This window comes from Streptomyces parvus, from assembly GCF_032121415.1.
GTDB lineage: Bacteria > Actinomycetota > Actinomycetes > Streptomycetales > Streptomycetaceae > Streptomyces > Streptomyces globisporus_A.
Map to the genome: position 1 here is coordinate 2,371,786 of NZ_CP135079.1, position 22,095 is coordinate 2,393,880.

A 22,095-nucleotide genomic window follows, 5' to 3' on the forward strand; every position below is an offset into this window, starting at 1 on the left:
ATCGCGTGTTCGAATTTGGGTGCCAGTCGCCAGGTCAGGAGTCCAGGGCGTGAACCGCCCGCCCTGGTGAGCGCCTCGACCGAGTCGGCGTCCACGCACTGTCCCCGCAGGGCCTTCTGCGGAGAGGTGTGGGCCACGGCCTTGTCCCGGCCGGGGCCCCACGGTGAACTCAGCGGAAGGGTCAGCTCGGCTGGTCGCCGGCGTAGCGGAAGATGTCGCCGTTCTTGTTGACGTGCCAGGCGGTGCCGTCGGCCCCTGCGGCGATGTCGGTGGCGGTGCCGGGGATGTTTGATCCACGGGTTGGCGTCGTAGTTCGTGTGGCGGTAGCCGCGTTCACACCACACCGTTGTCCTGGATCCCGCCGAGATAGCCGAGAGACCGCCCGCGACCTTCACCCAGTCCGCCACGCCGAACACCTTTCTTCGAACCGTTGGTGCGGCCATCCTGCGCGGTCGGATAAGGCAATAAGGCGTGTGAACGCTTGTCTTGATAGCAAATAAGTCACTGAGGCAGGGTTTGCCCTCCCTCCGGCTTGCAGGGCGAGGCGGGAACCAGCCCGGTCGGCACCTTTCGACCGGAAGAGTTGTCCTGCCCCCGGGGATCACAAGGTCACCAGCCCGTGCATCCACTCGCCCGGATCCCGAGGTTCCGCTCCACAGAGACCGACGAGCACAGAACGCGAACAGGTCACCGCCGGCCGACCAGCCATCCGCCCATGATCCCGGCCAGTGCCTGGCCCGGAGTCGGCCCGGTCGCCCTCACGGCGCGCGCCTAGCCAGTGTCTTCAAATGATCTTGGTAGATCATGGTGTCGTGATAGGCCGTCATGGCGGTCTGACCAGTAAGGGGGACGAGCCTGGCGTCGGCGCCCGGGGGGACGGTGGCCCTGGGCGTCCAGGGGCTTCCAGTCGACGGCGGCGTAGGCGGAGAGCTGGGGGCGGACCTGGCGGGATACGGCCGTGCTCGGGGATGCCGGAGCGGATCAGTGCGCCGGGTGCCTGGTCGTTCGGGTAGTCCACCGCAGTCCACCGCCCGATGGTGGAAGACACGGGTGAACGGACCGGTACGGGGCCGCGGCCCCGTACCGTCAGGCGTTGCGGCGGGCCCGGCGGGCGTACCGCAGCAGGACGGTCCCGGCCAGCAGGAGCGCCCCGGCGGCGGCCCCGGCCCAGGCCGTCGACGCCGGCCCGGTGCGGGCGAGTTCGGGGAGCGGGCGGCCGAGTCCGTCGCGGGCCGGCAGCCCGGGGCTCTCCTCGCCGCGGTCGTCCCCGTCTCCCTCCCCCGCGTCCGGGCGGGTGGGCGGGCGGGGGCTCACGTCGCCGCGGGGGGCCGGGTCCCGGCCCGTACCGGAGTCCGTACGGGGGCCGTCGGGATGGCCGGGCCGTTCGGTGCCGGTACCCGGGGCGGTGCGTTCCGGATCGGGGTGTTCGGTGCGGGTGCCGGTACCCGGGGCGGTGCGCTCCGGATCGGGGCGCTCGGTCCGGGGACCGTCCGGCTCGCGGATGCCGCCCGTGGCCCCGTCGACGATCACGAAGGGGTAGTCCTCCGACTCCCCCACCCACTCACCGTCCTCGCGCCCGCCGCCCTTCCCCCTGCCCTGGTGGTGGCGTTGGACGACAGCCGCGTGGGCGGTGACCGGGCCGGGGGCGGTGTCGGAGGTGAAGGCCATCCGGACGCGTACGGAGACGGTCTCCCCGGCGGGGACGGTGAAGCCGGGGAACGGGTCGCCGAAGACGCCGATCTGCTCGTCGCGGTCGGTGCTCTCCCAGGTGACCCGGTGCTCCTTCGCCGGGCTGCCGGGTTCGGAGAACTCCAGCTGGATCTGGTCCGACGTCAGCCTGCGGTCGCGGTCGGCGAGCACGAGGACCGGGTGCAGGGCCTGGCAGGACGTGTCGGTGGTGTTGGTGAGGTCGAGGAACCAGGTGCCGTAGCCGCCGCCGGAGGCGTACCGGTCCGGGGCGTCCTGGATCCGGGTCTCGATGGGGAAGTCCTTGGCCTTCGGGTCGCCGCACACGGGCTGCTCGTCGTCCGCGTCGGCGGCGCGTACGGCTGCGACCGGGGCGCGTAAGTCTGCGGCTGAGGCTGAGGAGGGGGGCACGGGTGCGGGTTGCAGGGCGGCGGCCTGCGGGCCGCCCAGGAGTGCGGCGGGCACCGTGATCCCGGCGGCCAGCCCGAGGGCGGCGAGCGTACGGCCGTCACGTGGCCGTGCGCCGGAGGTGGGGGGCATGGGGGTCACCCTTCGCTGCTCGCGGGACGACCGGGGCCGGGGGCCGCCGGTGGTGACCTCCGACGTCATCACGCGCGCGCGGACTCAGAGAGTCGACATGCCGACTCGATTAATAGGATCACCCGACTGCACTCCCTCTCCGCTCCCCGGCAGACGGGCCCTCGGCAGGGCGAGGCCCTATCCCCGTTCCCCCACCCGTCCGAACACCGGCGCGAGCACCAGTTGCGCCGCGCCCTCCGCGACCGGCCGGTCCCCGCCCCCGGCGACCGTGACGGTCACGCCCGCGCCCGAACCGCCCCGGGCGGCCCGTTCCTCGATCACGGCCCGGACGCCCCGTACGTACGCGTCCTCGTCGGCGGCCACCGTCCGGCCGCCCAGGACCACCCGGTCGATGTCGAGGAGGCCGACCAGGTTCGCCGCGCCCGTGCCCAGCACCCGGGCCGCCTCGCCCCGGTCGCCACGCGCCTCGGCGGCCAGGCACAGGGCCTCGATGCAACCGCGTCCGCCGCAGCCGCACAGGGGCCCGTCCAACTGGAGGGTCTGGTGCCCGAACTCACCGGCCCCCGTCCGCGCCCCGCGGTGCACCTCGCCGCCGAGGACCAGGCCCGCACCCAGCCCCGTACCGAGGTGGAGGTAGGCGAAGTCGCCGCCGCCCGCGCCGCCGAGAGCGAGGGCGAGGGCGGCGGCGTTCGTGTCCTTGTCCAGGACCACCGGCAGGCCGGTCCGCTCGGCCAGGGCGGCGCGCAGCGGGTATCCGTCCCACTGCGGGAAGCCGGTGACCCGGTGCAGCACGCCGTCCCGGTGGTCGAGCGGCCCGGGCACCGCGACGCCCACCCCGAGGACCTGCTTGTGCGGTTCGGCCGCGCTCAGGTCCCGTACGGCGTCGGTCGCGTCCGCCAGGACCCGCTCCGCAGGAGCACCGAGGTCGAGGGGGGCGGTGGTGACCGCGACCGGCCGGCCCGCGAGGTCGACGAGGACGGCGGTGAGCCCGTCGCGGTCCAGATGCAGGCCGACGGCGAACTGGGCGTCCGGGACCAGCCGCAGCACCGTGCGCGGCTTGCCGCCGGTGGAGGGGCGCAGGCCCGCGCCGACGGCGAGCCCGTCCTCGCGCAGCCGGGCGGTGATCTTGCTGACGGCCTGCGGGGTGAGGCCGGTGCCCTCGGCGAGTTCCAGCCGGCTGATGCCCTCCGCCCCGGCAGCGCGCAGCAGGTCCAGCACCAGCGTGGCGTTGTGGTGGCGCAGGGCCGGCAGGTTGACCCCGGCCTGGCTCCTCGTCCGGCTCCCGTTCACGGCTCACTCCTCTTCACCGTCCCATTGTGCCGGTCGCTTGCACTTTGGCAACAGCGTTGCTTAAGTGGGAGGCATGACCCCCAACGCCTCCGACGCCCCTCTCCGCGTCGCCCTCGTCGGCTACGGCCTGGCCGGCTCCGTCTTCCACGCCCCGCTGGTCTCCTCGACCGATGGCCTGGTCCTCGACACGGTCGTCACGTCGAACGAGGAGCGCCGGGCGGAGGCCCGGACCGCGTTCGGCGACCTCCGGTTCGCCGCCTCGCCGGACGAGCTGTGGGAGCGCGCGGACGAGCTGGACCTGGTCGTGATCGCCTCCCCCAACAAGACGCACGTCCCGCTGGCGACGGCCGCGCTGAAGGCCGGACTCCCCGTGGTCGTCGACAAGCCGATCGCCGGGACCGCCGGAGAGGCGCGCGAGCTCGCGGCCCTCGCCGAGGAGCGCGGACTGCTGCTCTCCGTCTTCCAGAACCGCCGCTGGGACAACGACTTCCGCACCCTGGCGGCGCTGATCGCCGACGGCGAGCTGGGCGAGGTGCAGCGCTTCGAGTCCCGGTTCGAGCGCTGGCGGCCGCAGCTGAAGGGCGGCTGGCGCGAGTCGGGCGACCCGGACGAGATCGGCGGCCTGCTGTACGACCTGGGCAGCCATGTCGTCGACCAGGCGCTGGTGCTGTTCGGCCCGGCGGTCCAGGTGTACGCCGAGTCCGACGTACGGCGTCCCGGTGCGGCGGCGGACGACGACACGTTCATCGCGATCACGCACGCGAACGGAGTCCGCTCGCATCTGTACGTCAGCGCCACCACGGCCCAGCTCGGCCCGCGCTTCCGTGTGCTCGGCTCGGCGGCGGGCTATGTGAAGTACGGCCTGGACCCGCAGGAGGCGGCCCTGCGCGAGGGGCTGCGCCCGGCGGCCGGACGGCCGTGGGGCGAGGAGGTGGAGGAGCTGTGGGGCCGCATCGGCTCCGGCGAGTCCCCGCTGACCGGCGGCGGCACCCCCGTCCGAACGCTGCCCGGCGACTACCCCGCCTACTACGCCGCCGTCGCCGCGGCCGTCCGTGGCACCGGCGACAACCCGGTCACCGCACTCCAGGCGGCCGCGGCCCTGGACGTCCTGGAGGCCGCCCGCCGCTCGGCGCGCGAAGGCGTCTCGGTCACCCTTCTCCCCCACCACGACGAAGAGGAGCCGCGCGCATGACCACCACCTCCCCCACCGTCTCCGAGCTGATCGCCCAGGAGTGGCGGCTCACCCTCCCGCGCTTCTCCTACGACGACGCCTTCGCGCTCGGCAGCCTGCTGGTCGAGCTGGCCCGGGAGCGGCACGCGCCGGTCGCGATCGACATCCGGCGCGGGGCGCAGCAGCTGTTCCACGCGGCGCTGCCGGGTTCGAGTGCGGACAACGACGCGTGGATCGACCGCAAGCGCAAGGTGGTCGAGCGGTACGGCGAGAGTTCGTACCTGGTCGGCTCCCGGTTCCGCGCGAAGGGCACGACGTTCGAGGAATCGTCCCGCCTGGACCCGGACACGTACGCCGCGCACGGCGGTTCGTTCCCGATCGCGGTGGAGGGCGCGGGCGTGATCGGCACGGTCACGGTGTCGGGCCTGCCGCAGGCCGAGGACCACGCGATGGTGGTCGAGGCGCTGGAGCGGTTCGCGGCGACGCCGGGCACCTGAGCGGCCGCACAGGAGGGGGCCGTCACGTACGTACGTGACGGCCCCCTCCCCGTATCCGGCTTCTCGTATCCGGACTCGTACGAGAGGCCCTAGGCGTCCTTCAGCTCCTGCCGCTGCCGGCCCAGCCCCTCCACCTCCAGCTCCACCACATCGCCCGCCTTCAGATACGGCTTGGGCTCGGGCTGCCCCATCGCGACCCCGGCGGGCGTACCGGTGTTGATGATGTCGCCCGGGTAGAGGGTCATGAAGTGGCTGAGGTAGCGGACGACCTCGCCGACGGGGAAGATCTGCTCGGCCGTGGTGCCGTTCTGTTTCAACTCGCCGTTGACCCAGAGGCGCAGCGGCAGGGCCTGCGGGTCGTCCACGTCGTCGGCGGTGACCAGCCAGGGGCCCAGCGGGTTGAACGTCTCGCAGTTCTTGCCCTTGTCCCAGGTGCCGCCGCGCTCGATCTGGAACTCGCGCTCGGAGACGTCGTGGGCGGTGGCGTACCCGGCGACATGGGCGAGCCCCTCTTCGGCGGAGCCCAGGTAGCGGGCGGTGCGCCCGATGACGACGGCGAGCTCGACCTCCCAGTCGGTCTTCCGGCTGCCGCGCGGTACGAGAACGGTGTCGTCCGGCCCGACGACGGTGTCGGGGGCCTTGAAGAACAGGATCGGCTCGGCCGGGATCTCCGCACCCGTCTCGGCTGCGTGGTCGTGGTAGTTCAGCCCGATGCACACGATCTTGCCGATGCGGCCCAGCGGCGGACCGATCCGCAGCCCCGTCGCGTCCAGGGCGGGCAGCACACCGGGGTTCTCGGCGGCCGCCCGTACGCGGGCGAGGGCGGAGGCGTCGGCGAGCAGTTCGCCGTCGATGTCGGGGACGATTCCGGACAGATCACGCAGAGTCCCGTCGCGGTCGAGAAGTGCGGGGCGCTCGGCGCCCGCCGTACCGACTCGAAGCAGCTTCAACGGTCCAACTCCTCTTGATCGAGGTGGAGAGCCCGCCGGCGGGGTGCGGCCGCCGAAGGGCTCGGCCGATCGTCCAAGAGATCGGATCACTCCGCAAGACCTCGTTCACACACTGGACCGGCGCATCGGCCGCGCCGATTACGCCGCGGTGGCCATGGCGCCACCGGCGACGGGCATGTCGCGGTAGAGCCAGGCCCGCTCGACCGCGGTCCAGGTGGTCGTGGTGACGACGTAGAGAGCGGCGGCCAGCGGGACGACGGCCACGGTGATCAAGGTGAAGAAGGACAGCAGGGGCATGAGCCTGGTCATCGCGCCCATACCGGGAACGGGCTGTCCGTCCGGCCCGGCGGGCGTCATGGGGTTGGCGGCCATCTGCCGCTTGGTGCGTCCGTAGTTGAACGTGGCGACGGCGGCGACGATCGCGAAGAGCCCCAGGTAGACGAGTCCCTGGCCGCCGAAAAGGCCGCCGTGCGCGAGCGCGTCGTGCCAGCGCCCGCCGAGCGGTGCGCCGAGCAGGTCGTGGCTGAGCAGCGCGTTGGGCTCGCCGCCGATCGAGCTGCTGGAGAACAGGTGGTAGAGCAGGAAGAACGCGGGCATCTGGAGCAGGCTCGGCAGGCAGCCGGAGAGCGGCGACACCTTCTCGGCGGCGTGCAGTTCCATGATCGCCTTCTGCATGCGCTCCGGATTCTTCCCGTGCTTCTTCCGAATCTCGGCGATCTGCGGCTGGAGTCGGCTGCGGGCCTTCTGCCCGCGCGCGGCAGCCCGGGAGAGCGGGTGGACGGCGAGCCGGACGAGCGCGGTGAACAGGATGATCGCGGCGGCGGTGGACGCGGTCTGGAAGAGCGGCTGCAGCAGATCGGCGAGGGAGCCGACCAGGCTCGCGAAAGCGGACATGAAGGCGGACATGGGTGAGCCCTCCGGGGGTCTCGTCGTGCCGGGAGGTACCTGCGGAGAAGGCGAGGTACGGGGTGGTTGCTCGGCGGCAGGACGACCGGCGCGGGGGTGCCCGTCAGGGGTCTCCCGTACGTACGTGAGCTCGTGCGCACGGGATGGGGAGACGTGCGGGCGGGGCGGGAATCCCCTACGCGGCGGCCGTCAGGAGGGCGTGCCCGGGTGCCCGGGGCCTGGTGCGCCCCCGGGCGTCGGGGTCGCGTTGCGGGAGGAACGCGGTGCGCCGCTCCCGGTCCCTGATGGCCGTACGGACCCGGGTGCGGGGCACGGGGGGCGCGCAGCGGGCGCTGATGACGGCGCAGGCGAGGAGCGCGGAACCGGCCGCGGCGGTGGCGGCGAGCGCGACGGCGGCGGAGAGGCTGCCGCCCTCGGCGAGGAGGATCTCGGTGAGGAAGAGGAGGAGGAGTCCGGCGGGCCGGAACAGCCGGGCGAAGGCGCGGCGCAGGGCGTCGGCGTCCCGCACGATGTGCACCTCCGGGTTCCTGAACGTTTCCTCGTACCGTTCCTGTGAAGTGCCGCCCATCGGAGTGAACGGCACTCTTTCGTTATACACGACGAGCCGGAGCGGCCATCGGGTTCCCGCCACCGGGGGCGGGTCACCGGGGGGCGGGTCACCGGGGGCGCATCGCGGTGAGTTTCCCCCAGACGACGAGCCGGTAGCGGGAGCTGAACTCGGGGGTGCAGGTGGTGAGGGTGAGGTAGTAGCCGGGCTCGCTGTAGCCGACGGAGGTGGTGACGTTGCTGCGCGGCACGGGCGCGATGACCCCGCTGTCGGAGGGCGCGGTCCGGGCGAGGCGTTTGCCGACGGTGTACGTGTAGACGGCGTCCCGGGTCTCGACGGTGATCCGGTCGCCGCCGCGCAGCCGGTCGATGCGCCGGAAGGGTTCGCCGTGGGTGTTGCGGTGCCCGGCGAACGCGAAGTCCCCGGCCTGCGCGGAACGGGTGTAGTGCCCGACGTACCCCCGGTCGAGCACCCCCCTTGCCGGTGCCCTCGGCGACGGGTGCGGTGAGCCCGATCCGGGGGATGCGCAGGACGGCGTACGCCTGGCCCCAGCGGGGGGCGGGGGCGTTCCGCCGGGCGGCAGGGGCGGGGGGCCGGCCGCCGGCCGCTTCCGGGCCGGGACTCGACGTCCGGGGAGTGGCCTCCCGCACACGACCGCCGTCACCGCTGCCGTGCTCGTCGTCCGGGGCCGACTGGTCGTCCCACTCCCGCTGGAGGCCCTGGACGGTGCGCCCGGCGTCGGCTCGCCGCCTCGCGGTTGGTCCACCAGAGCTGATGGGCGACGAGGAGGAGCAGGACGAGACCGAGGGTCACGGCGACTTCGGCGGAGCCCCAGAGCCCGCGGGCAAGGAGACGCGGCGCACTGCGGCGAGGGCCAGGCCTTCGCACGAAGGCCGACAGGACGCCGGGGACTCCCCCGGCTCGCCGCTTCACCATGGACGTACCCCCCCCCGCCGGGCCGCACGGTCAGGGCAACCGCACATCACCCCCCGCGGGGCGCACGGTCAGGGCAACCGCACACCCACCTCCCGCCGCGCCGCACGGTGGGGGCAAACCTCACAACTCTCCAGACTTCTCCCGCTTCTCCTCCTCCTCCCTCTTCTCCCCGCCGTCACCGTCCGGCAGTACCGTGTGGTCCATGCGCCCCGACACGCCTGCCGACCACACGACCGAAGCCGAGCGTCTGCTCCGCACCGCGGCGCAGTACCCCGAGGACCACGAACCGCTGATCCTCCAGGCCGCGGCCCACCTGGAACTCGCGGGCGACCGCGCCCGCGCGAGCGCGCTCTACGACGACCTGCTCGCCGCCCCCGAGGCCACCGTCGACAACCCGCACCTGATCAAGGCCCTGAAGGCGGCCAACCTCTGGGAGTACGGTCACGAGGCCGAGGCCCGGGCGATCATCGACGGCATCCGTACGGCGGGCCCGCTGAACGCCGCGCCGTGGCAGGTGGCCGCGGAGACCCTGGAGGCGCACGACGAGCTGGAGTCGGCGCACGACTTCTTCTCGACCGCGCTGACCCTGCTGCTGGCCCCGGGCGAGGAGGTGCCGTACGCCACGCAGTCCCTGCTGACCGGCCGTCACCGGGTACGCAGGCTGATGGGCCTGGAGCACGACGCCTGGGACGAGCTGGCAGGCGAGCTGCACACGGCCGCGGTGCCCCTGGACGAGTTGCACGACCCGAAGCGCCTGTGGTCGCTGGGCTCCTCGGACCCGGTCGAGCTGAAGGCCGAGATCGCCCGCCTGCGCGCGGAGCTGGGTACCTACCGCACGGCGCTCTCCCGCCCGTTCCCGGTGGCCGTCCTGCACTGGCCGGAGAACGAACTGCGCGAACTGCTCACGGCGTACCCGGCGTTGACCGAGGAGTACGTGGACCGCGCGACCCACCTGGACCGCCTGGAGGCGTCCCTGCGCGACCTCCATGCGACGGGCACCCCGAACCTGGGCATCGTGACGGGCACGGTCCCGTCGTACGAGGCGTTCGCCGCCTCGGAGGCGGCGTCCCCGTCCGACCCGGGCCTCCTCCCCCAGTACGCCACGACCCTCGCCGCCCGAGGCCGCGCCATCCCCTGGCCCCCGTCCCGCACGGCTGCTTGCTGGTGCGGGTCGGGGGAGGCTTATGGGGGGTGCCACGGGGTCTGAGACCTCTGATGCACGTCCCTCGCAGGGCCGCCGCCCACGACGTCTCGGGCGGCGGCCTCTGTTGTTTAGTCAGCCATGGGACCCGGCTGTCAGACGTCCTTGATACAACTGCACATGCAGTACGCAGCCAAATGAGGGGGACTCAGGGCATGCCCAACGACTTTTCGGATAAAGCGCCGGTTGCTGGGCTCTATGAATCACTCATCACACATCGGCTGGCCAGGCGGATGAAACAGCTCGACTCTGCGGGCTGGCACTCCATCGAAGCCTCAGTCGGCACAGAATCGACACCCCATGTCCTCTCCCGCCATATCGGCACCACGGTGCGTCGGGTGCTCCAAGGCCTCACCCCTGCCGAGCAGGTGATGGCGGCCAATCACATCCTGGAATCGCTCAATACGATCGAGGGCGCGACAGAGTGGGTCGACCTCGTTACCGATGGGCCGCGCCAGCTGTTGGCCGTCGCGGAGCAGGAAGCGCCCGGCGTGTACGCCATACGCCCAGCGACCCCACTGTCCGAAACGGCACTCATCACGAACTCTCCCGAGGACCCCAGTCTCGGTTTCGAGCTACGCTCCGAGCTGGCCACCGCCGACCGAGTCGACCTCCTCTGTGCATTCGTCAAGTGGCACGGACTCCGCGTCTTGGAGAAGTCCCTATCTTCGGCGCGCGAGCGGGGTATCCCCATCCGTGTACTCACGACGACGTACATCGGCGCGACCGAGCGCCGCGCTCTGGACCGGCTGGTGCGAGACTTCGGTGCCGAGGTGAAGGTCAACTACGAGCTTCGCTCGACCCGCCTTCACGCCAAAGCGTGGCTCTTCCGCCGTGACAGTGGATTCGACACGGCGTACGTCGGCAGCTCGAACCTTTCCAAGGCCGCCCTCCTTGATGGCCTCGAATGGAACGTTCGCCTCTCCTCAGTCGCGACGCCTTCGGTGATCCGCAAGTTCGAGGCGACCTTCGACGCCTACTGGAGTGAGCCGGCTTTCGAGTCGTACGACCCTGCCAGGGACGCGCAGCGGCTGGACGATGCCCTGTCCCGCGCTGGTGGCAGCGGCCGGCCCGGGGCTGCGAGCATCACCCTTTCCGGCCTGGAGGTACGCCCGTACCCACACCAGCGGGACATGCTCGAACGCCTCGAAGTTGAGCGCACGGTGCACGACCGACACCGCAATCTCCTCGTCGCAGCAACGGGGACCGGGAAGACTGTCATGGCGGCGTTGGACTACAAGCGTCTCCGGCAGACTCTCGGCCGCGACCCGCGCCTGCTATTCGTAGCGCATCGCAAGGAGATCCTGGAGCAGTCCCTGCGCGTCTACCAGAACGTTCTCATCGACGCGAACTTCGGTGAGTTGTTGTTCAGTGGTGAGCTTCCCGACCGATGGACCCACGTGTTCGCCAGCATCCAGTCCCTCGCGACGCAGGCTCTGGACCGTATCGCCCCGGATCACTTCGACGTCATCGTGATCGACGAGTTCCATCACGGCACGTCGCCCACTTACCGCAAGATCATGGACCATTTCCAGCCCCGGGAGCTCTTGGGGCTGACGGCGACCCCAGAACGCATGGATGGCCTGAACATCCAGGACGAGTTCTTCGACGGTCGAATCGCGGCGGAGATGCGGCTCTGGGAGGCGCTGGAGAACGAGCTGCTCAGCCCGTTCCACTATTTCGGCGTCACCGATAACACGGACATGAGCGCTGTCACATGGAAGCGTGGAGCCTACGACTCGACAGCGCTGAGCAACCTGTTCACGGGCAACGACGCACGGGCTCGGCTCGTCGTGCAAGCTGTGAAGGACAAGGTCACCGACCCTGACTCGATGCGCGCCCTGGGATTCTGCGTGTCGGTCGCGCACGCACACTTCATGGCCGACTTCTTCCGGCGGGCAGGCCTCAACGCGGTGACCCTGTCTGGTGATACTCCAGCACTCGACCGCAAGGCAGCACTTAATGACCTGCGCTCGGGGGCGCTCCAAGTCATCTTCTCCGTCGACCTGTTCAACGAGGGACTCGATATCCCCGACGTCGACACCTTGCTCCTACTGCGCCCCACCTCCAGCGCCACGGTCTTCCTCCAGCAGTTGGGCCGGGGATTGCGTCGAACCGAGGACAAGGCAGTCCTCACCGTCTTGGACTTCATCGGCCAGCACCGCAAGGAGTTCCGGTTCGAGGAACAGTTCCGCGCGCTGACGAACCTGACGCGCAACCGCCTCCTCGACGGCATCGAGCAGGACTTCCCGCAACTTCCTTCGGGCTGCCAGATCATCCTTGAGACGAAGGCCAAAGAACTGATCATTGACAACATCCGCGCGCAGATCGCGGTCAATGTCACGCAGTTGGCCCGCGAGGTCGCTTCCTACGCGAAACCCCGCCTTGCGGACTTCCTCAAAGAGAGCGGCCGGGAGCTCAAGGAGCTTTACCGAGGCAACGGCAACTCATGGACCGGTCTCTTGCGTCGAGCGAAGCTCCTGGATGCGGTCGGCCCTGAAGGCGAACTGCCCCTTCTCAAACGGGTTTCCGCCTTCCTGCACGTTGATGACCCGCTGCGCGTCGCGGCGTACAGCAAGTTGCTGACCGACGACGCTCCCGCCTATGACGAACTCAGCGAGCAGGAACAGGGGTACGCCCGCATGTTCTTCTTCTCGCTCTGGCCGCTGGGCGGAGACTTCCCCAACTACCAAGCTGGGCTGGACTCACTGCGTCCCCAGCATGCATTCCGGGACGAGTTGCGTCAGGCACTCGCTCACGTGCTGCAGCAGGCCGACCACGTACCCGTACCGCTCCTCGGGGCGCACGCCGGCATCCCGCTGACCATCCACGCTTCGTACAGCCGCGAAGAAATTCTCCCCGCACTGGGCCAGGCCGCAGTGGATGGTCGGAAGCCCGGGCACTTCCGAGAAGGCGTGAAGTGGTGCGAGAACATTCAGACTGATGCCCTGCTCGTCACCCTAGAGAAGGACGAGAAGGACTTCTCGCCCGAGACCCGTTACAAGGACTACGCCCTCAATGACTCCTTGTTTCACTGGGAGTCCCAGAACCAGACCTCGGAGCACTCACCCACCGGTGTCCGCTACAAGACCCACAAGGAGAAGGGCACTCACGTCCTGCTCTTTGTACGCCGATACAAGCAGACGGATATCGGTGGACCCCAGCCGTGGATGCTTCTGGGGCCAGCGGAGTACGTCAAGCACACGGGCAGCAACCCGATGGCGATCGAGTGGAAGCTCTTCCACCAGATTCCTGCCGACGTGCTGACCTACTCGGCAATCGCCGCCGGCTAATACTCCAGCCGCAGTCACCCGTCTCCACAACGCGCCCGGGTCGCGCAGTTCCGCCTGCCGTCCTGAGTCAGGAGTACACGTGCAATATGGCGAAGTCTGATGGGTGGCGTTCGACGAGCGGCGGCTGGTCCTACTGCTGGCGGCAGACGACGCGTCCAGGATCCGGGCGATGCAGATCGTCACCCCAGCGGCCGTAGACATCAGCGGTCTGGGCGTCGAAGTGCGAGTAGGTGACATGGAAGGACTGCCCGTCGAAGTCAAGGAAGGTGCCCCACGTGGTGCAGGCCTCCTCGATGTGACCGACCGCGAACTGCCGTTGGGCCATGATCGCGTTGGCGTGGAGTCGCCCCTGCCTCTCCTGTCTGAGCTGCACGCGGAGTGAGGCCTCAGGGCTGCGATGGAGGAGCCCGGCGGGTCCCGTGTCTCGTAGCACGTGGGCCACGTAGAACTGGTAGGCGGCCTGGTCGTAGCCGCCGATCGACTCCCGCCTCGAATCGGCTCGGGAGAGCGCCACTTCGGCCTCGCGCAACCGCTCGAATGCCCGGCGGCGGTCTCCGACCATCGAGGAGGCGTGGGCTTGTCGCCCGCGGGAGAAGGCCACCAGGCGCGGTCCGGCGTCGAGCCGGACCGGACATGCTCCGGGCCGCCGGCCCGTCTCCCTCAGCGAAGAGCGCAGATGACCTGGTCAGGAGACGGGCACGGATACGGTCCGTGGACCGGCAGCAGGGACGCGTACGGGCAGGAGCCTGATCTCCTTCTCGGTGGTCTGCTGCCTCAACCACCACCATCCCGGACTTCCGTGTCCTCTTCCCCCCGCCTGACCGAGGAAAGCAGGTCTTGGTTCGACTCGGTCCGGCCCGACGTACCGGAGCGTGCCACGGGTGCTCCTGACGAGGAAATGACCCCTTGGACCTCGCCCCATCCTGCTACCGTCTGCGACATGAAGCGCGCTGCTATGACGACGACGCCGGAGAGTGTCCCGGCGCGCTGACAGACGATCTGATCCGAAGCCCCGGGGCCGAGTGCCCCGGGGCTTCGTCGTAGGCCCGGTCACTTGCCCCGCAACCAGCAAGGAGACCGCGATGACCGCCAAGCACGACCACCGCAAGCTCGGGCGTGAACTGGGCCTGTTCGACACCGATCCCCTCATCGGCGCCGGCCTGCCGTACTGGCTGCCCGACGGCGCCGCCGTACGCCACACCCTGGAGGAGTACATCCGTGGCGCCGAACGGCGGGCCGGCTATCAGCACGTGTACTCACCTGTCCTCGGCAAGCGGGAGCTGTACGAGATCTCGGGGCACTGGGCGCACTACAGCGACGACATGTTCTCCCCGATGGACCTGGGCGGAGAGCAGGTCGTTCTGCGGCCGAGCCTCTGTCCCCATCACGCGGTGATCTACCGCTCCCGCTCCCACAGCTACCGCGAACTGCCCTTGCGCATGGCCGAACTGGGCGGCATGTACCGCTCCGAATTCTCGGGCGTGCTCGGCGGGCTGACCCGGGTGCGGGCCATCCAGCTCAACGACGCGCACATCTTCTGCACTCTGGACCAGGTCGCCGAGGAGGCGCAGGCGGCGCTGGAGATGATCCGCCAGGCGTACGAGGCACTCGGCATCACCCCCACTCGCTACCGGCTCTCCCTCCCGGGACCTGGCGGCAAGTACGTTGCCGCGCCGGAGAAGTGGCAACGGTCCACCGCCCTGCTCACCGACGTCCTCGACCGCTCCGGTCTGCCCTACGAGGCAGCCGAGGGCGAAGCCGCGTTCTACGGCCCCAAGATCGATGTCCAGGTCACCGACGGCGCCGGCCGGGAGTCCACCCTGTCCACCGTCCAGGTCGACTTCCACCAGCCCGAGCAGTTCGACCTGCACTACATCGGCGCGGACGGCGCCAAACACCGGCCGGTCATGGTCCACCGCAGCATCATCGGCAGTGTGGAGCGAGCCGTCGCCCATCTCATCGAACAGCACGGCGGGGCCTTTCCCGCCTGGCTCGCCCCCACTCAGCTGGTGATCCTCCCGGTCTCCGACACCGAACTGCCGAACGCCGCCGACCTCGCCCGGCGCTGCACCCGACGGGGACTGCGTGCCCATGTCGCGGGACCGGACAGCGGCAGCCTGGGCGCCCGTATCCGAGAGGCCCGTCTGGTTCCCTACCAAGCCGTCATCGGCGCCAAGGAGGCCGCTGACGACCACCTCGCACTGCGCTTGCGTGACGGACGCCGCTTCGCCCCGCAGCCGGTCAGTGATGTCATCGACCGCATCAGCGCTCTCATCGCGGCCCACAGCACCGGCCTGTGGGCCGACGCCACCTCATAGCGGCGGACGTCCTCCGGCTTCTCCTATGGCGGCTTGGCCATCAGCAGAAACAGGCCGGCCCCAGCCCCGGCGTCGCCCAGGTGGGTGCGGCCGGGGTGACGCTCATCGCGCAGGCCCCGTAGGCGCACACCCCCGGAACCGTCGGCGGATACAGATCATTCACCCGGGACGCCCACGGTCTCGTCCGCGCCCACCGCGGCCTCGGTGTCCACCGCATCCTGGGCGAGCAGCATCCGCAGGACGAGCACGGTGGGCGCGGCTCCCAGGATGGCCCATAGATCAAGCAAGAGCTGTGGCAGCGCGGCTGCCTCACGCCATAGGGAGATGCCCCCGCCTCCGAGCAGGGCACGATGCGATCGTTTTTGAACTTGCCGGACGCCGCGCGACCACGTCGAAGCCTTGCCCCGGTATCACCGCACCTTCTTCAGAACCGGTCGACCTTCTCACCATCCGGGACCTGATAGCAGGCAGAAACCACGTTGACGAGCAGCGTGGGCTCGTTGGTGTCGCCGCCGCTGTTCCTCTCCCAGAATTCGACCTTGACGGCAAACTTCTTCGCGGCATGATCTGCCGTCAGCTCCAAGGACTTGGCCTTGGAGCTGTTCGGCCCATATCCGACGATCTTCCAGCCGTGCTTCGGAAGGTCTTCCTTGAGGCGGGTCATGGCCTTCATGAGCTCGGCATCGGAGGTGCCGGTCAGGCTCCAAGGGTGCCGCATGAGAAACAGTTTCCCCCGCTCCGCGCCTTCGCAGGTACTGACTCCCGGGCCCGACTTGGACATCGCCCCCTTGATGGCCATGACGTCGAGGATTTGGCTGGAAATCTGCTTCGTTTCGGCATCGACGTCGTCGACGCTTCGCGTTCCTACCGGTTTCGGCGTGCTGGAATCTGCCTGGTCAGTCATGCTGCATCCTGTAAGTACGGTGAGTATGGTGGCACCCAGAAGGACATTGCCGAATATATTATTCCTCAATTTTCACCTTTCCATACTGGCCCGTTACGACAGCCGCCTGATTCCTCAGACTGTCCGTGTCCCGAACCCAGTATTCGCTATGGCCTTCCGAACCGCCCGTGGACATCTGATTCGCTCCGAACAGTTCATCGCTGGGGATGATGGCCACGCCCCCGCCGAACCGCCATTGGCTGCCGCCGTGGCCGAAGCGGCCCAGGTCGGGAACCGGGTCGTCCTCGGCCTCCTCATTCCATACATGCCCCTTGGGCACATCCATCTGCGACGCCTCGCCCACCTGTACACCGGGACTACCTGCGAAGACCACGTCATCCGCGTTCAGCTCGCCCTGACGCGCCGCGGAGCCGATGAGCGTCGTGCCATACGAGTGGCCGATGACCGTGTGGTGGCCACCGGAGTCGGTGCCATTGGCCACATTGAGGCCGTCCACGAACTGGTTGAACGCCGGGGCCCCGTCATCGGCGTAGTGCCGAAAAGGCGCATCCTTGACCACGCTTTGCGGGGCGTCGTACCCAAGCCACGTGATAGTGGAGACTTCTTTCCCTCCGGCCATCGCATCGGATTCTCGCCAGAGTTCGGTCATGCGTCCAATGTCTCCACCGATACCGCCAAGATTCGACGTGGTGCCAGGAACATAGACAGCCGTGTGAGCGGCGGTATCGGGGTTCCCGTTGGCAACGATCGCCCGGCCGTTCTTCTCTGTATCGAAACCCAACAGGTAGGCGGGCGGCAACCCGTTCTCGCCGGTCGCGTCGAACCGCTCCTGGATGCTCTTCATGCCGTTCTGCGTCTTCGTGAGCTGCGCGAACTGCTCACCGTACTTCTCGTTCCACTTGGTCCAACTGGCGTTCTGGATGACCGCCGGATAGGTGCCGTTGGGGTTGGGGGAGTACCTCGTGGGCTCGGCGGGAATCTTGGCGAGTTCCAGTTCCACATGGGCCCTGCTCTGCGCCAGCACCATGCGGTTGGCCTCGTCGCGCGTCCCGGCGGGCAGCCCGTCCAGCGCGCCGACCGCGGCCGAGTTCAGGGCCAGGTGGGCTGCCTGCTCCTCCGGGCTGAGCCCCTTCCACCACGACGCGTTGTCCTTCGGGGTGCCGTCCTTCGGGGGCTCCGGCAGGGAGTCGAGGTAGCTCTTGCCGGCCTCGCGGACGCCGCCCGTGTCCGACTTCACGTCCGCCCAGTCCCGGTGGGAGACCTCCAAGTCGTCGTCGGCCTTCAACGCGCGCAGTTTCGGCGCCCACTTCGTATCCGCGTCCGTCGCTTCTTCCAGGGCGTCGGCGATCCGGTTGGCGTACGCAAGTGCCTTGCCGTAATGGGGGTTCGGGTGAATGTTGGTCGCCTGGCGCTCCAGTGCGTCGGACGTCGGGCCGCCCCCCGCGCTCCCGGTGACTGTGCCGCCGTCCGCCGTCTTCTCGTCGCCGGGCTTCCTGCCCGCCGGATACGAGACGGAGCCGTTCGCGTTCACCGTGCAGCCGTCAGCCCTGGCGTCCTCCATGGCCGCTTCCAGCTTGCGCTTGGCCACCGCGATATCGAAGGCGAAGCCGTTCAACGCGGTACTCACCAGACCACACTCGGTCTGCACATAGTGGAAGTTCTTCGACAGCTTCTTGAGTTGCTCGGCTGCGGCCTCCGCCGCGTCACCCTTCACCTCGTTGCGAAGCCCGACACCGATCCGGTTGTCGATCGCGTCCTTGGCCTCGGAGGCCATGTCGCCGGTGGCCCGAAAGCCGTCCGCGGCCTCTTCGTACTCCGACGGTTTGAAGGCCTTGAGAGTCGCAAGATCCATGACCTGACTCACCTCTCCTTCGACTGGCCGCCGACGGGCTCGGTGTCCCCGTACTTCACCTGGAGCTTCTTCAGATCCGCCAAGGCCTCCTCGTCGGACTTCGACAGATCATGGCCCGTCTTCTGCAGAAGCCCGCCCAGCGCTTCGCAGCGGCCGCGCACATCGCTCACGTATTTCTTCCAGGAGTCGTAGAGCTCCTTCTGCGCCGCCGCGCTCACGGAACCGGTCGTGTCCCCCAGACCGGCCTGCCCATCGGCCAGCTTCGTCAGCGCCTTGCCGACCCCGCCCTTGAGATCGGTGACGCCCTCGCCGACCCTCACCCATGTCTTCCAGTTCGACTTCAGATCACCCGAAGCCGCGGCGCCTGAGTTTCCTCCGTCGGAAGGGGCCTGGTTCAGCTGCAGGCGCGTCGGCTCATTCGCCGCGACATCAGCTTTGATTTGCTCCCATTCGTCCCACGACACCGTAAGTTTCTCCCCGTTTCCCCTGACATCCCCGTTCCCGTGGCCCCGTTCCAGGGCTCCTCGGGTCGAGAGGCCATGGTCTCCGGCCTCTGCGGGCTAAATCAAATTCGTGCTCTGTGCTCCGTGGATCGTGGGGGGCCCGGAACCCGCCTCCCCTGGTCGTTCGTCCTGGGGAACGGGGTCGAGCGGATGGGAAGACATGGTGGAGCGGGCAGAGCCTGGCGGGATACCGGTGGTGCCTGGTGGGGGGAAACGGCGGCGGGGGTGGGTCGTCGCCGGGGTTGCCGTCGTTCTGGGTGGGGTACTGGGGTTCCATCGCCTGGTGCCCAACTGGCCCGGGAGAGTGGGAAGTCTGCTGGAGTCCTTCCTGCCCTGGAGTGGTGTCCTCGTTGTCGTGCTGCTGGTCGTCGCCCTCGTGCGGCGGTCCGCCCTTGCCCTGGTCGCTCTGCTGCTGCCGGTGGGCGTGTGGGTGGACACCTTCGGCGGGTTGCTCCTGCCCGGCGAGGAGAGCGGCGGGCGGGAGCTCGTCGTCGTGCAGCACAACGTCAGCGACGAGAACCGTGATCCTGCGGGAACCGCCCGGGCGCTGAGTGAGGCGGGGGCCGATCTCGTTGCGCTGGAGGAGCTCGTGGATCCGCAGGTGGCTGCGTACGAGAAGGCCCTCGCCGCCGACTATCCCCATCACGTCGTCCGGGGCACCGTCGGGCTCTGGTCCAGACACCCGCTCAGCGGTGAGCAGGTGGTGGACATCAGGCCCCCGAGCGTTGAGGAGGGGTGGAGCCGGGGTGTGCGTGCCGTGGTCCACTCCCCGCACGGCGACGTCGCCGCGTACGTCGCCCATCTGCCCTCCGTCCGGGTGGGGGTGGGCGGGCTCGCCTCCTCGCGGAGAGACGAGAGCGCCGCGCTGCTGGGGCGCGCCATCGCGGCCGAGAGCGTCGAGCCGCTGATTCTGCTCGGGGATCTCAACGGGGTCGTGGAGGACCGGGGGTTGAGGCCTCTCACCTCACAGCTGGACGTCGCCGAGAGCGGGTTCGCCTTCAGCTTCCCCGCCGCCTTCCCCCTGGCCCGGATCGACCAGGTCATGGCCCGCTCCGCCACCGTGGGCCGCATAAGCACCCTGCCCGCCACCGGTAGCGACCATCTGCCCGTCGTCGCCCGCGTCACCCTGCGGTGAGAAGCCGGCCCGCAGCGCGTCGGCCTTCCGTACGGCCGCCACTCGTTGCCGCCAGGTCATGGCCTCGGGGAACTCGTACGTGTCCGTGTCGTCCATCCAGCTCGCGTACGCCGTCGCCCCGCGGCAGTCCGCGCACTCCGGCCCGTCGCCCAGCGGGCGGAAGACATGGTCCTCCCCCGGGGCCGCGCCCCCGATCAGCTCACTGACCGGGGGCGACGGGGGCGGCACCCACCAGGACCACCGAGCATTTCTGGATCAGGCGATGGCGCAGGAAGCCGACCGCCGCCGAGCGGACCCCGCCCTCCGGTGGATCGGCCAGGAGCGCCTGGCGCCCGCGATGCCGCCGGTTCTGCTCACGCTGTGTGCCCACGTGTCCGGTTACGGGACCACGGCCGCCCGGTGGGCGCGGAACAGTTCGACCACCGCTGTCCGTCGTGTCGTTCCCGAGCCAGGACGTCGCCGACTACGCGCGGGAGGAATTCACCGAGCTGAAGGCGGCGCAGGGCCGGTTGTTGGGGCCGCGGCCCGCCGCTTGAGGCCCTCCACGTCTTGTACACGCTCTCATCACAATTCCGCTTCGCTTCCGGCATGCCCCTGATGTGCGCCCGTACGCGCTGCGAGCATCAGCTGCTCCACCGCACCGCGTTCGGCCTTGGGGGCGACACATGCAGACGAGGAAGCAGTCACGACGGTCCTTGCGCGGAGCCCTCCGGATGCGGATACCGTTGGGAGCGGGCGCGCTGGCACTGGTCCTGACGGGGTGCGGGGGCGACGGCGGTGGTACGGACGGCCAGGGCGGGAAGGGCGCCGTCGAACGGGAGTTGGCACTCATGGACGACCAGGCGCGCGTGGACGCGGGCGACAGCCTTGACGTGGACGTCCTCGACAACGACTCCATCACCCTGGAGAGCAACGACCGAGCGGGACTGCTCGACGCCTACGACCCCGCCGAACTGACCCTGACCGTCGACACCGAGCCCGGCCACGGTTCCGCATCGGTGTCCGGGGCCACGGTGACGTACACCGCCAGGGACGGGTACGCCGGCGAGGACGAGCTGACGTACGAGGTCCGCGTGAAGGGCACCGAGGTTCCCCCCGCGACCGCCGTCGTCCGCATCACCGTTTACGCGCCCGCGCCCTGACCGCAGTCACGACGCCGTACGGGCCGATCCTCCGGGGCCGTCACGCCGCCTCCTCCTGCTCCCGCCGCCCGCCGCCGCGTCGCCGGGCGGTCAGCGCCAGGTGCGTCGCCAGCCCCAGGGCCAGGCCCCAGCACGCGGACCCGACGCCGCCGAGGGTGACGCCGGAGGCCGTGGCGAGGAAGGTGACCACCGCCGCGTCGCGGCCCTGTCCGTCCGCCACCGCCTGGGCGAGGCTGGTGGAGAACGTGGCGAGCAGGGCCACCCCCGCGACGACGGCGATGAGTTCGGGCGGCAGCGCTGTGAACAGCCCCACGAGCGCGGCCCCGCAGACGCCCGCCAGCAGATAGAAGACGCCGCACGCCACACCGGCAACATAGCGGCGTCGCGGGTCGCGGTGAGCTTCTTCGCCGGTGCTGATGGCGGCGGTGATCGCCGCCAGGTTGACGGCGTGGCCGCCCAGCGGCGCGAGCGCCGTGGAGGCCAGCCCGGTGGCCGTGATCAGCAGCCGGTCGTCCGGACGGTAGCCGCAGGCGGCCAGCACGGCGAGGCCGGGCGCGTTCTGCGAGGCCATCGTCACCACGGCGAGCGGCACGGCCAGGCCCAGCAGCGCCGAACCGCTGAACTGCGGTGGCGTGAGGACGGGGAGGGTCAGCCCGATGTCCACGGACGGAGCATGGATGCCCGGGACGACGGCGGTGACGAGCACGGCCGCGAGCAGGGCCCACGCCACCGCGTATCTCGGTGATCGCTGTTTGACGGCCAGGTACGTGGCGAGCGCGACCAGCACTGCGGCCGGCGCACCGTCCAGCGCCGAGAACAGGCCGACGCCGAAGGAGAACAGCACGCCCGCCAGCATGGCCGCCACGATTCCGGGCGGTACCCGGCGCATGGCCTTCCCGAAGACGCCCGTCAGACCGACCAGCGCCATGAGGAGACCGCTGACCAGGAAGGCACCGACCGCTTCGGGATACGAGTAGTCCCCGAGGCTGCCGACGAGGACGGCGGCGCCCGGCGTCGAGAACGCGGTGATCACCGGAATCCGGGTCCACCAGCTGAGCACGGCACACGTGACGCCGCTGCCCACGCATGCCGCCCACACCCACGACGCGGTCTGCTCATCGGTGAGGTGGCCGGCGGCCGCTGCCGCCAGGACCACGAGAAGGGGGCCGGAGCACGAGACCACGACGGTGATCAGGCCCGCGAGGACGGCGGAGAGCGAGGCGT

At 69.8% G+C, this 22,095-nt stretch carries 20 protein-coding genes and 1 pseudogene; 7 read left to right on the plus strand and 14 right to left on the minus strand.

Annotation, left to right across the window (positions count from 1 at the left end):
• Positions 1 to 181 precede the first annotated feature (181 nt).
• The 3 genes from RNL97_RS11560 to RNL97_RS11570 all read right to left on the minus strand — a co-directional run bounded on the left by RNL97_RS11560 (position 182) and on the right by RNL97_RS11570 (position 3,516).
• Positions 182 to 337 carry a hypothetical protein gene (locus tag RNL97_RS11560; RefSeq protein WP_313750659.1) on the minus strand — a complete coding sequence of 52 codons (156 nt, stop codon included), beginning with the start codon at positions 335 to 337 and terminating at the stop codon, positions 182 to 184.
• A 749-nt stretch (positions 338 to 1,086) separates the two neighbouring features.
• On the minus strand, positions 1,087 to 2,226 hold the full coding sequence (locus tag RNL97_RS11565; protein ID WP_313750660.1) for a chromosomal replication initiator protein DnaA: 1,140 nt from the start codon (positions 2,224 to 2,226) through the stop codon (positions 1,087 to 1,089).
• Between the two features lie 177 nt (positions 2,227 to 2,403).
• Positions 2,404 to 3,516, minus strand: a complete 1,113-nt coding sequence (locus RNL97_RS11570; protein ID WP_313750661.1) for an ROK family protein — start codon at positions 3,514 to 3,516, stop codon at positions 2,404 to 2,406.
• 73 nt (positions 3,517 to 3,589) lie between these two features.
• On the opposite strand from RNL97_RS11570, the gene RNL97_RS11575 reads away from it, so the two are divergent.
• Both RNL97_RS11575 and RNL97_RS11580 read left to right on the plus strand, forming a co-directional pair.
• Complete coding sequence (locus RNL97_RS11575; protein ID WP_313750662.1) at positions 3,590 to 4,708, plus strand: Gfo/Idh/MocA family oxidoreductase; 1,119 nt, start codon at positions 3,590 to 3,592, stop codon at positions 4,706 to 4,708.
• Positions 4,705 to 5,184, plus strand: a complete 480-nt coding sequence (locus tag RNL97_RS11580; RefSeq protein ID WP_313750663.1) for a heme-degrading domain-containing protein — start codon at positions 4,705 to 4,707, stop codon at positions 5,182 to 5,184. Before RNL97_RS11575 ends, RNL97_RS11580 begins: the two co-directional genes overlap by 4 nt.
• Before the next feature lie 89 nt (positions 5,185 to 5,273).
• On the opposite strand, the gene RNL97_RS11585 is transcribed toward RNL97_RS11580, so the two are convergent.
• From RNL97_RS11585 to RNL97_RS11600, 4 genes and pseudogenes are all read right to left on the minus strand, one after another.
• Positions 5,274 to 6,134 (minus strand): fumarylacetoacetate hydrolase family protein, encoded by an 861-nt coding sequence (locus tag RNL97_RS11585; RefSeq protein WP_030591646.1) that lies wholly within the window; start codon positions 6,132 to 6,134, stop codon positions 5,274 to 5,276.
• 138 nt (positions 6,135 to 6,272) lie between these two features.
• Positions 6,273 to 7,040, minus strand: a complete 768-nt coding sequence (locus RNL97_RS11590) for a YidC/Oxa1 family membrane protein insertase (RefSeq protein WP_030591649.1) — start codon at positions 7,038 to 7,040, stop codon at positions 6,273 to 6,275.
• 175 nt (positions 7,041 to 7,215) lie between these two features.
• On the minus strand, positions 7,216 to 7,608 hold the full coding sequence (locus RNL97_RS11595) for a DUF6412 domain-containing protein (protein ID WP_387973451.1): 393 nt from the start codon (positions 7,606 to 7,608) through the stop codon (positions 7,216 to 7,218).
• Between the two features lie 88 nt (positions 7,609 to 7,696).
• Positions 7,697 to 8,523 (minus strand): annotated as a pseudogene (locus tag RNL97_RS11600) (class E sortase).
• Between the two features lie 202 nt (positions 8,524 to 8,725).
• Here RNL97_RS11600 and RNL97_RS11605 point away from each other — a divergent pair.
• Together RNL97_RS11605 and RNL97_RS11610 are read left to right on the plus strand one after the other, a co-directional pair.
• On the plus strand, positions 8,726 to 9,730 hold the full coding sequence (locus RNL97_RS11605; RefSeq protein WP_313750664.1) for an SEC-C domain-containing protein: 1,005 nt from the start codon (positions 8,726 to 8,728) through the stop codon (positions 9,728 to 9,730).
• A 149-nt stretch (positions 9,731 to 9,879) separates the two neighbouring features.
• Positions 9,880 to 13,017, plus strand: coding sequence for a DEAD/DEAH box helicase (locus RNL97_RS11610; protein WP_030591658.1), 3,138 nt, complete (start codon positions 9,880 to 9,882; stop codon positions 13,015 to 13,017).
• 130 nt (positions 13,018 to 13,147) lie between these two features.
• Here the strand turns inward: RNL97_RS11610 and RNL97_RS11615 are convergent, their stop codons facing one another.
• Positions 13,148 to 13,579 (minus strand): hypothetical protein, encoded by a 432-nt coding sequence (locus tag RNL97_RS11615; protein ID WP_308381854.1) that lies wholly within the window; start codon positions 13,577 to 13,579, stop codon positions 13,148 to 13,150.
• A gap of 520 nt (positions 13,580 to 14,099) precedes the next feature.
• On the opposite strand from RNL97_RS11615, the gene thrS reads away from it, so the two are divergent.
• The gene (thrS, locus tag RNL97_RS11620) at positions 14,100 to 15,335 is read left to right on the plus strand and encodes a threonine--tRNA ligase (RefSeq protein WP_030591664.1); all 1,236 of its coding nucleotides are present in this window, start codon (positions 14,100 to 14,102) and stop codon (positions 15,333 to 15,335) included.
• Between the two features lie 155 nt (positions 15,336 to 15,490).
• Here thrS and RNL97_RS11625 read toward each other — a convergent pair whose 3' ends face one another.
• The 4 genes from RNL97_RS11625 to RNL97_RS11640 form a co-directional block, all read right to left on the minus strand.
• Positions 15,491 to 15,622, minus strand: coding sequence for a hypothetical protein (locus RNL97_RS11625; RefSeq protein WP_267882076.1), 132 nt, complete (start codon positions 15,620 to 15,622; stop codon positions 15,491 to 15,493).
• Between the two features lie 137 nt (positions 15,623 to 15,759).
• Positions 15,760 to 16,239, minus strand: coding sequence for a hypothetical protein (locus RNL97_RS11630; RefSeq protein WP_050500197.1), 480 nt, complete (start codon positions 16,237 to 16,239; stop codon positions 15,760 to 15,762).
• Between the two features lie 58 nt (positions 16,240 to 16,297).
• Positions 16,298 to 18,091 carry an alpha/beta hydrolase gene (locus tag RNL97_RS11635; RefSeq protein WP_313750665.1) on the minus strand — a complete coding sequence of 598 codons (1,794 nt, stop codon included), beginning with the start codon at positions 18,089 to 18,091 and terminating at the stop codon, positions 16,298 to 16,300.
• Between the two features lie 8 nt (positions 18,092 to 18,099).
• The gene (locus RNL97_RS11640; protein ID WP_313750666.1) at positions 18,100 to 18,555 is read right to left on the minus strand and encodes a hypothetical protein; all 456 of its coding nucleotides are present in this window, start codon (positions 18,553 to 18,555) and stop codon (positions 18,100 to 18,102) included.
• 199 nt (positions 18,556 to 18,754) lie between these two features.
• Between RNL97_RS11640 and RNL97_RS11645 the strand changes: the two genes are divergently transcribed.
• On the plus strand, positions 18,755 to 19,729 hold the full coding sequence (locus tag RNL97_RS11645; protein WP_243314107.1) for an endonuclease/exonuclease/phosphatase family protein: 975 nt from the start codon (positions 18,755 to 18,757) through the stop codon (positions 19,727 to 19,729).
• Between the two features lie 199 nt (positions 19,730 to 19,928).
• On the opposite strand, the gene RNL97_RS11650 is transcribed toward RNL97_RS11645, so the two are convergent.
• Complete coding sequence (locus RNL97_RS11650; protein ID WP_199814258.1) at positions 19,929 to 20,099, minus strand: hypothetical protein; 171 nt, start codon at positions 20,097 to 20,099, stop codon at positions 19,929 to 19,931.
• A gap of 343 nt (positions 20,100 to 20,442) precedes the next feature.
• Here RNL97_RS11650 and RNL97_RS11655 point away from each other — a divergent pair, with 343 nt between their 5' ends.
• On the plus strand, positions 20,443 to 20,871 hold the full coding sequence (locus RNL97_RS11655) for an Ig-like domain-containing protein (RefSeq protein ID WP_032766601.1): 429 nt from the start codon (positions 20,443 to 20,445) through the stop codon (positions 20,869 to 20,871).
• Positions 20,872 to 20,911: 40 nt separating this feature from the next.
• Here the strand turns inward: RNL97_RS11655 and RNL97_RS11660 are convergent, their stop codons facing one another.
• The gene (locus tag RNL97_RS11660) at positions 20,912 to 22,054 is read right to left on the minus strand and encodes a benzoate/H(+) symporter BenE family transporter (protein WP_398866469.1); all 1,143 of its coding nucleotides are present in this window, start codon (positions 22,052 to 22,054) and stop codon (positions 20,912 to 20,914) included.
• Positions 22,055 to 22,095 lie beyond the last annotated feature (41 nt).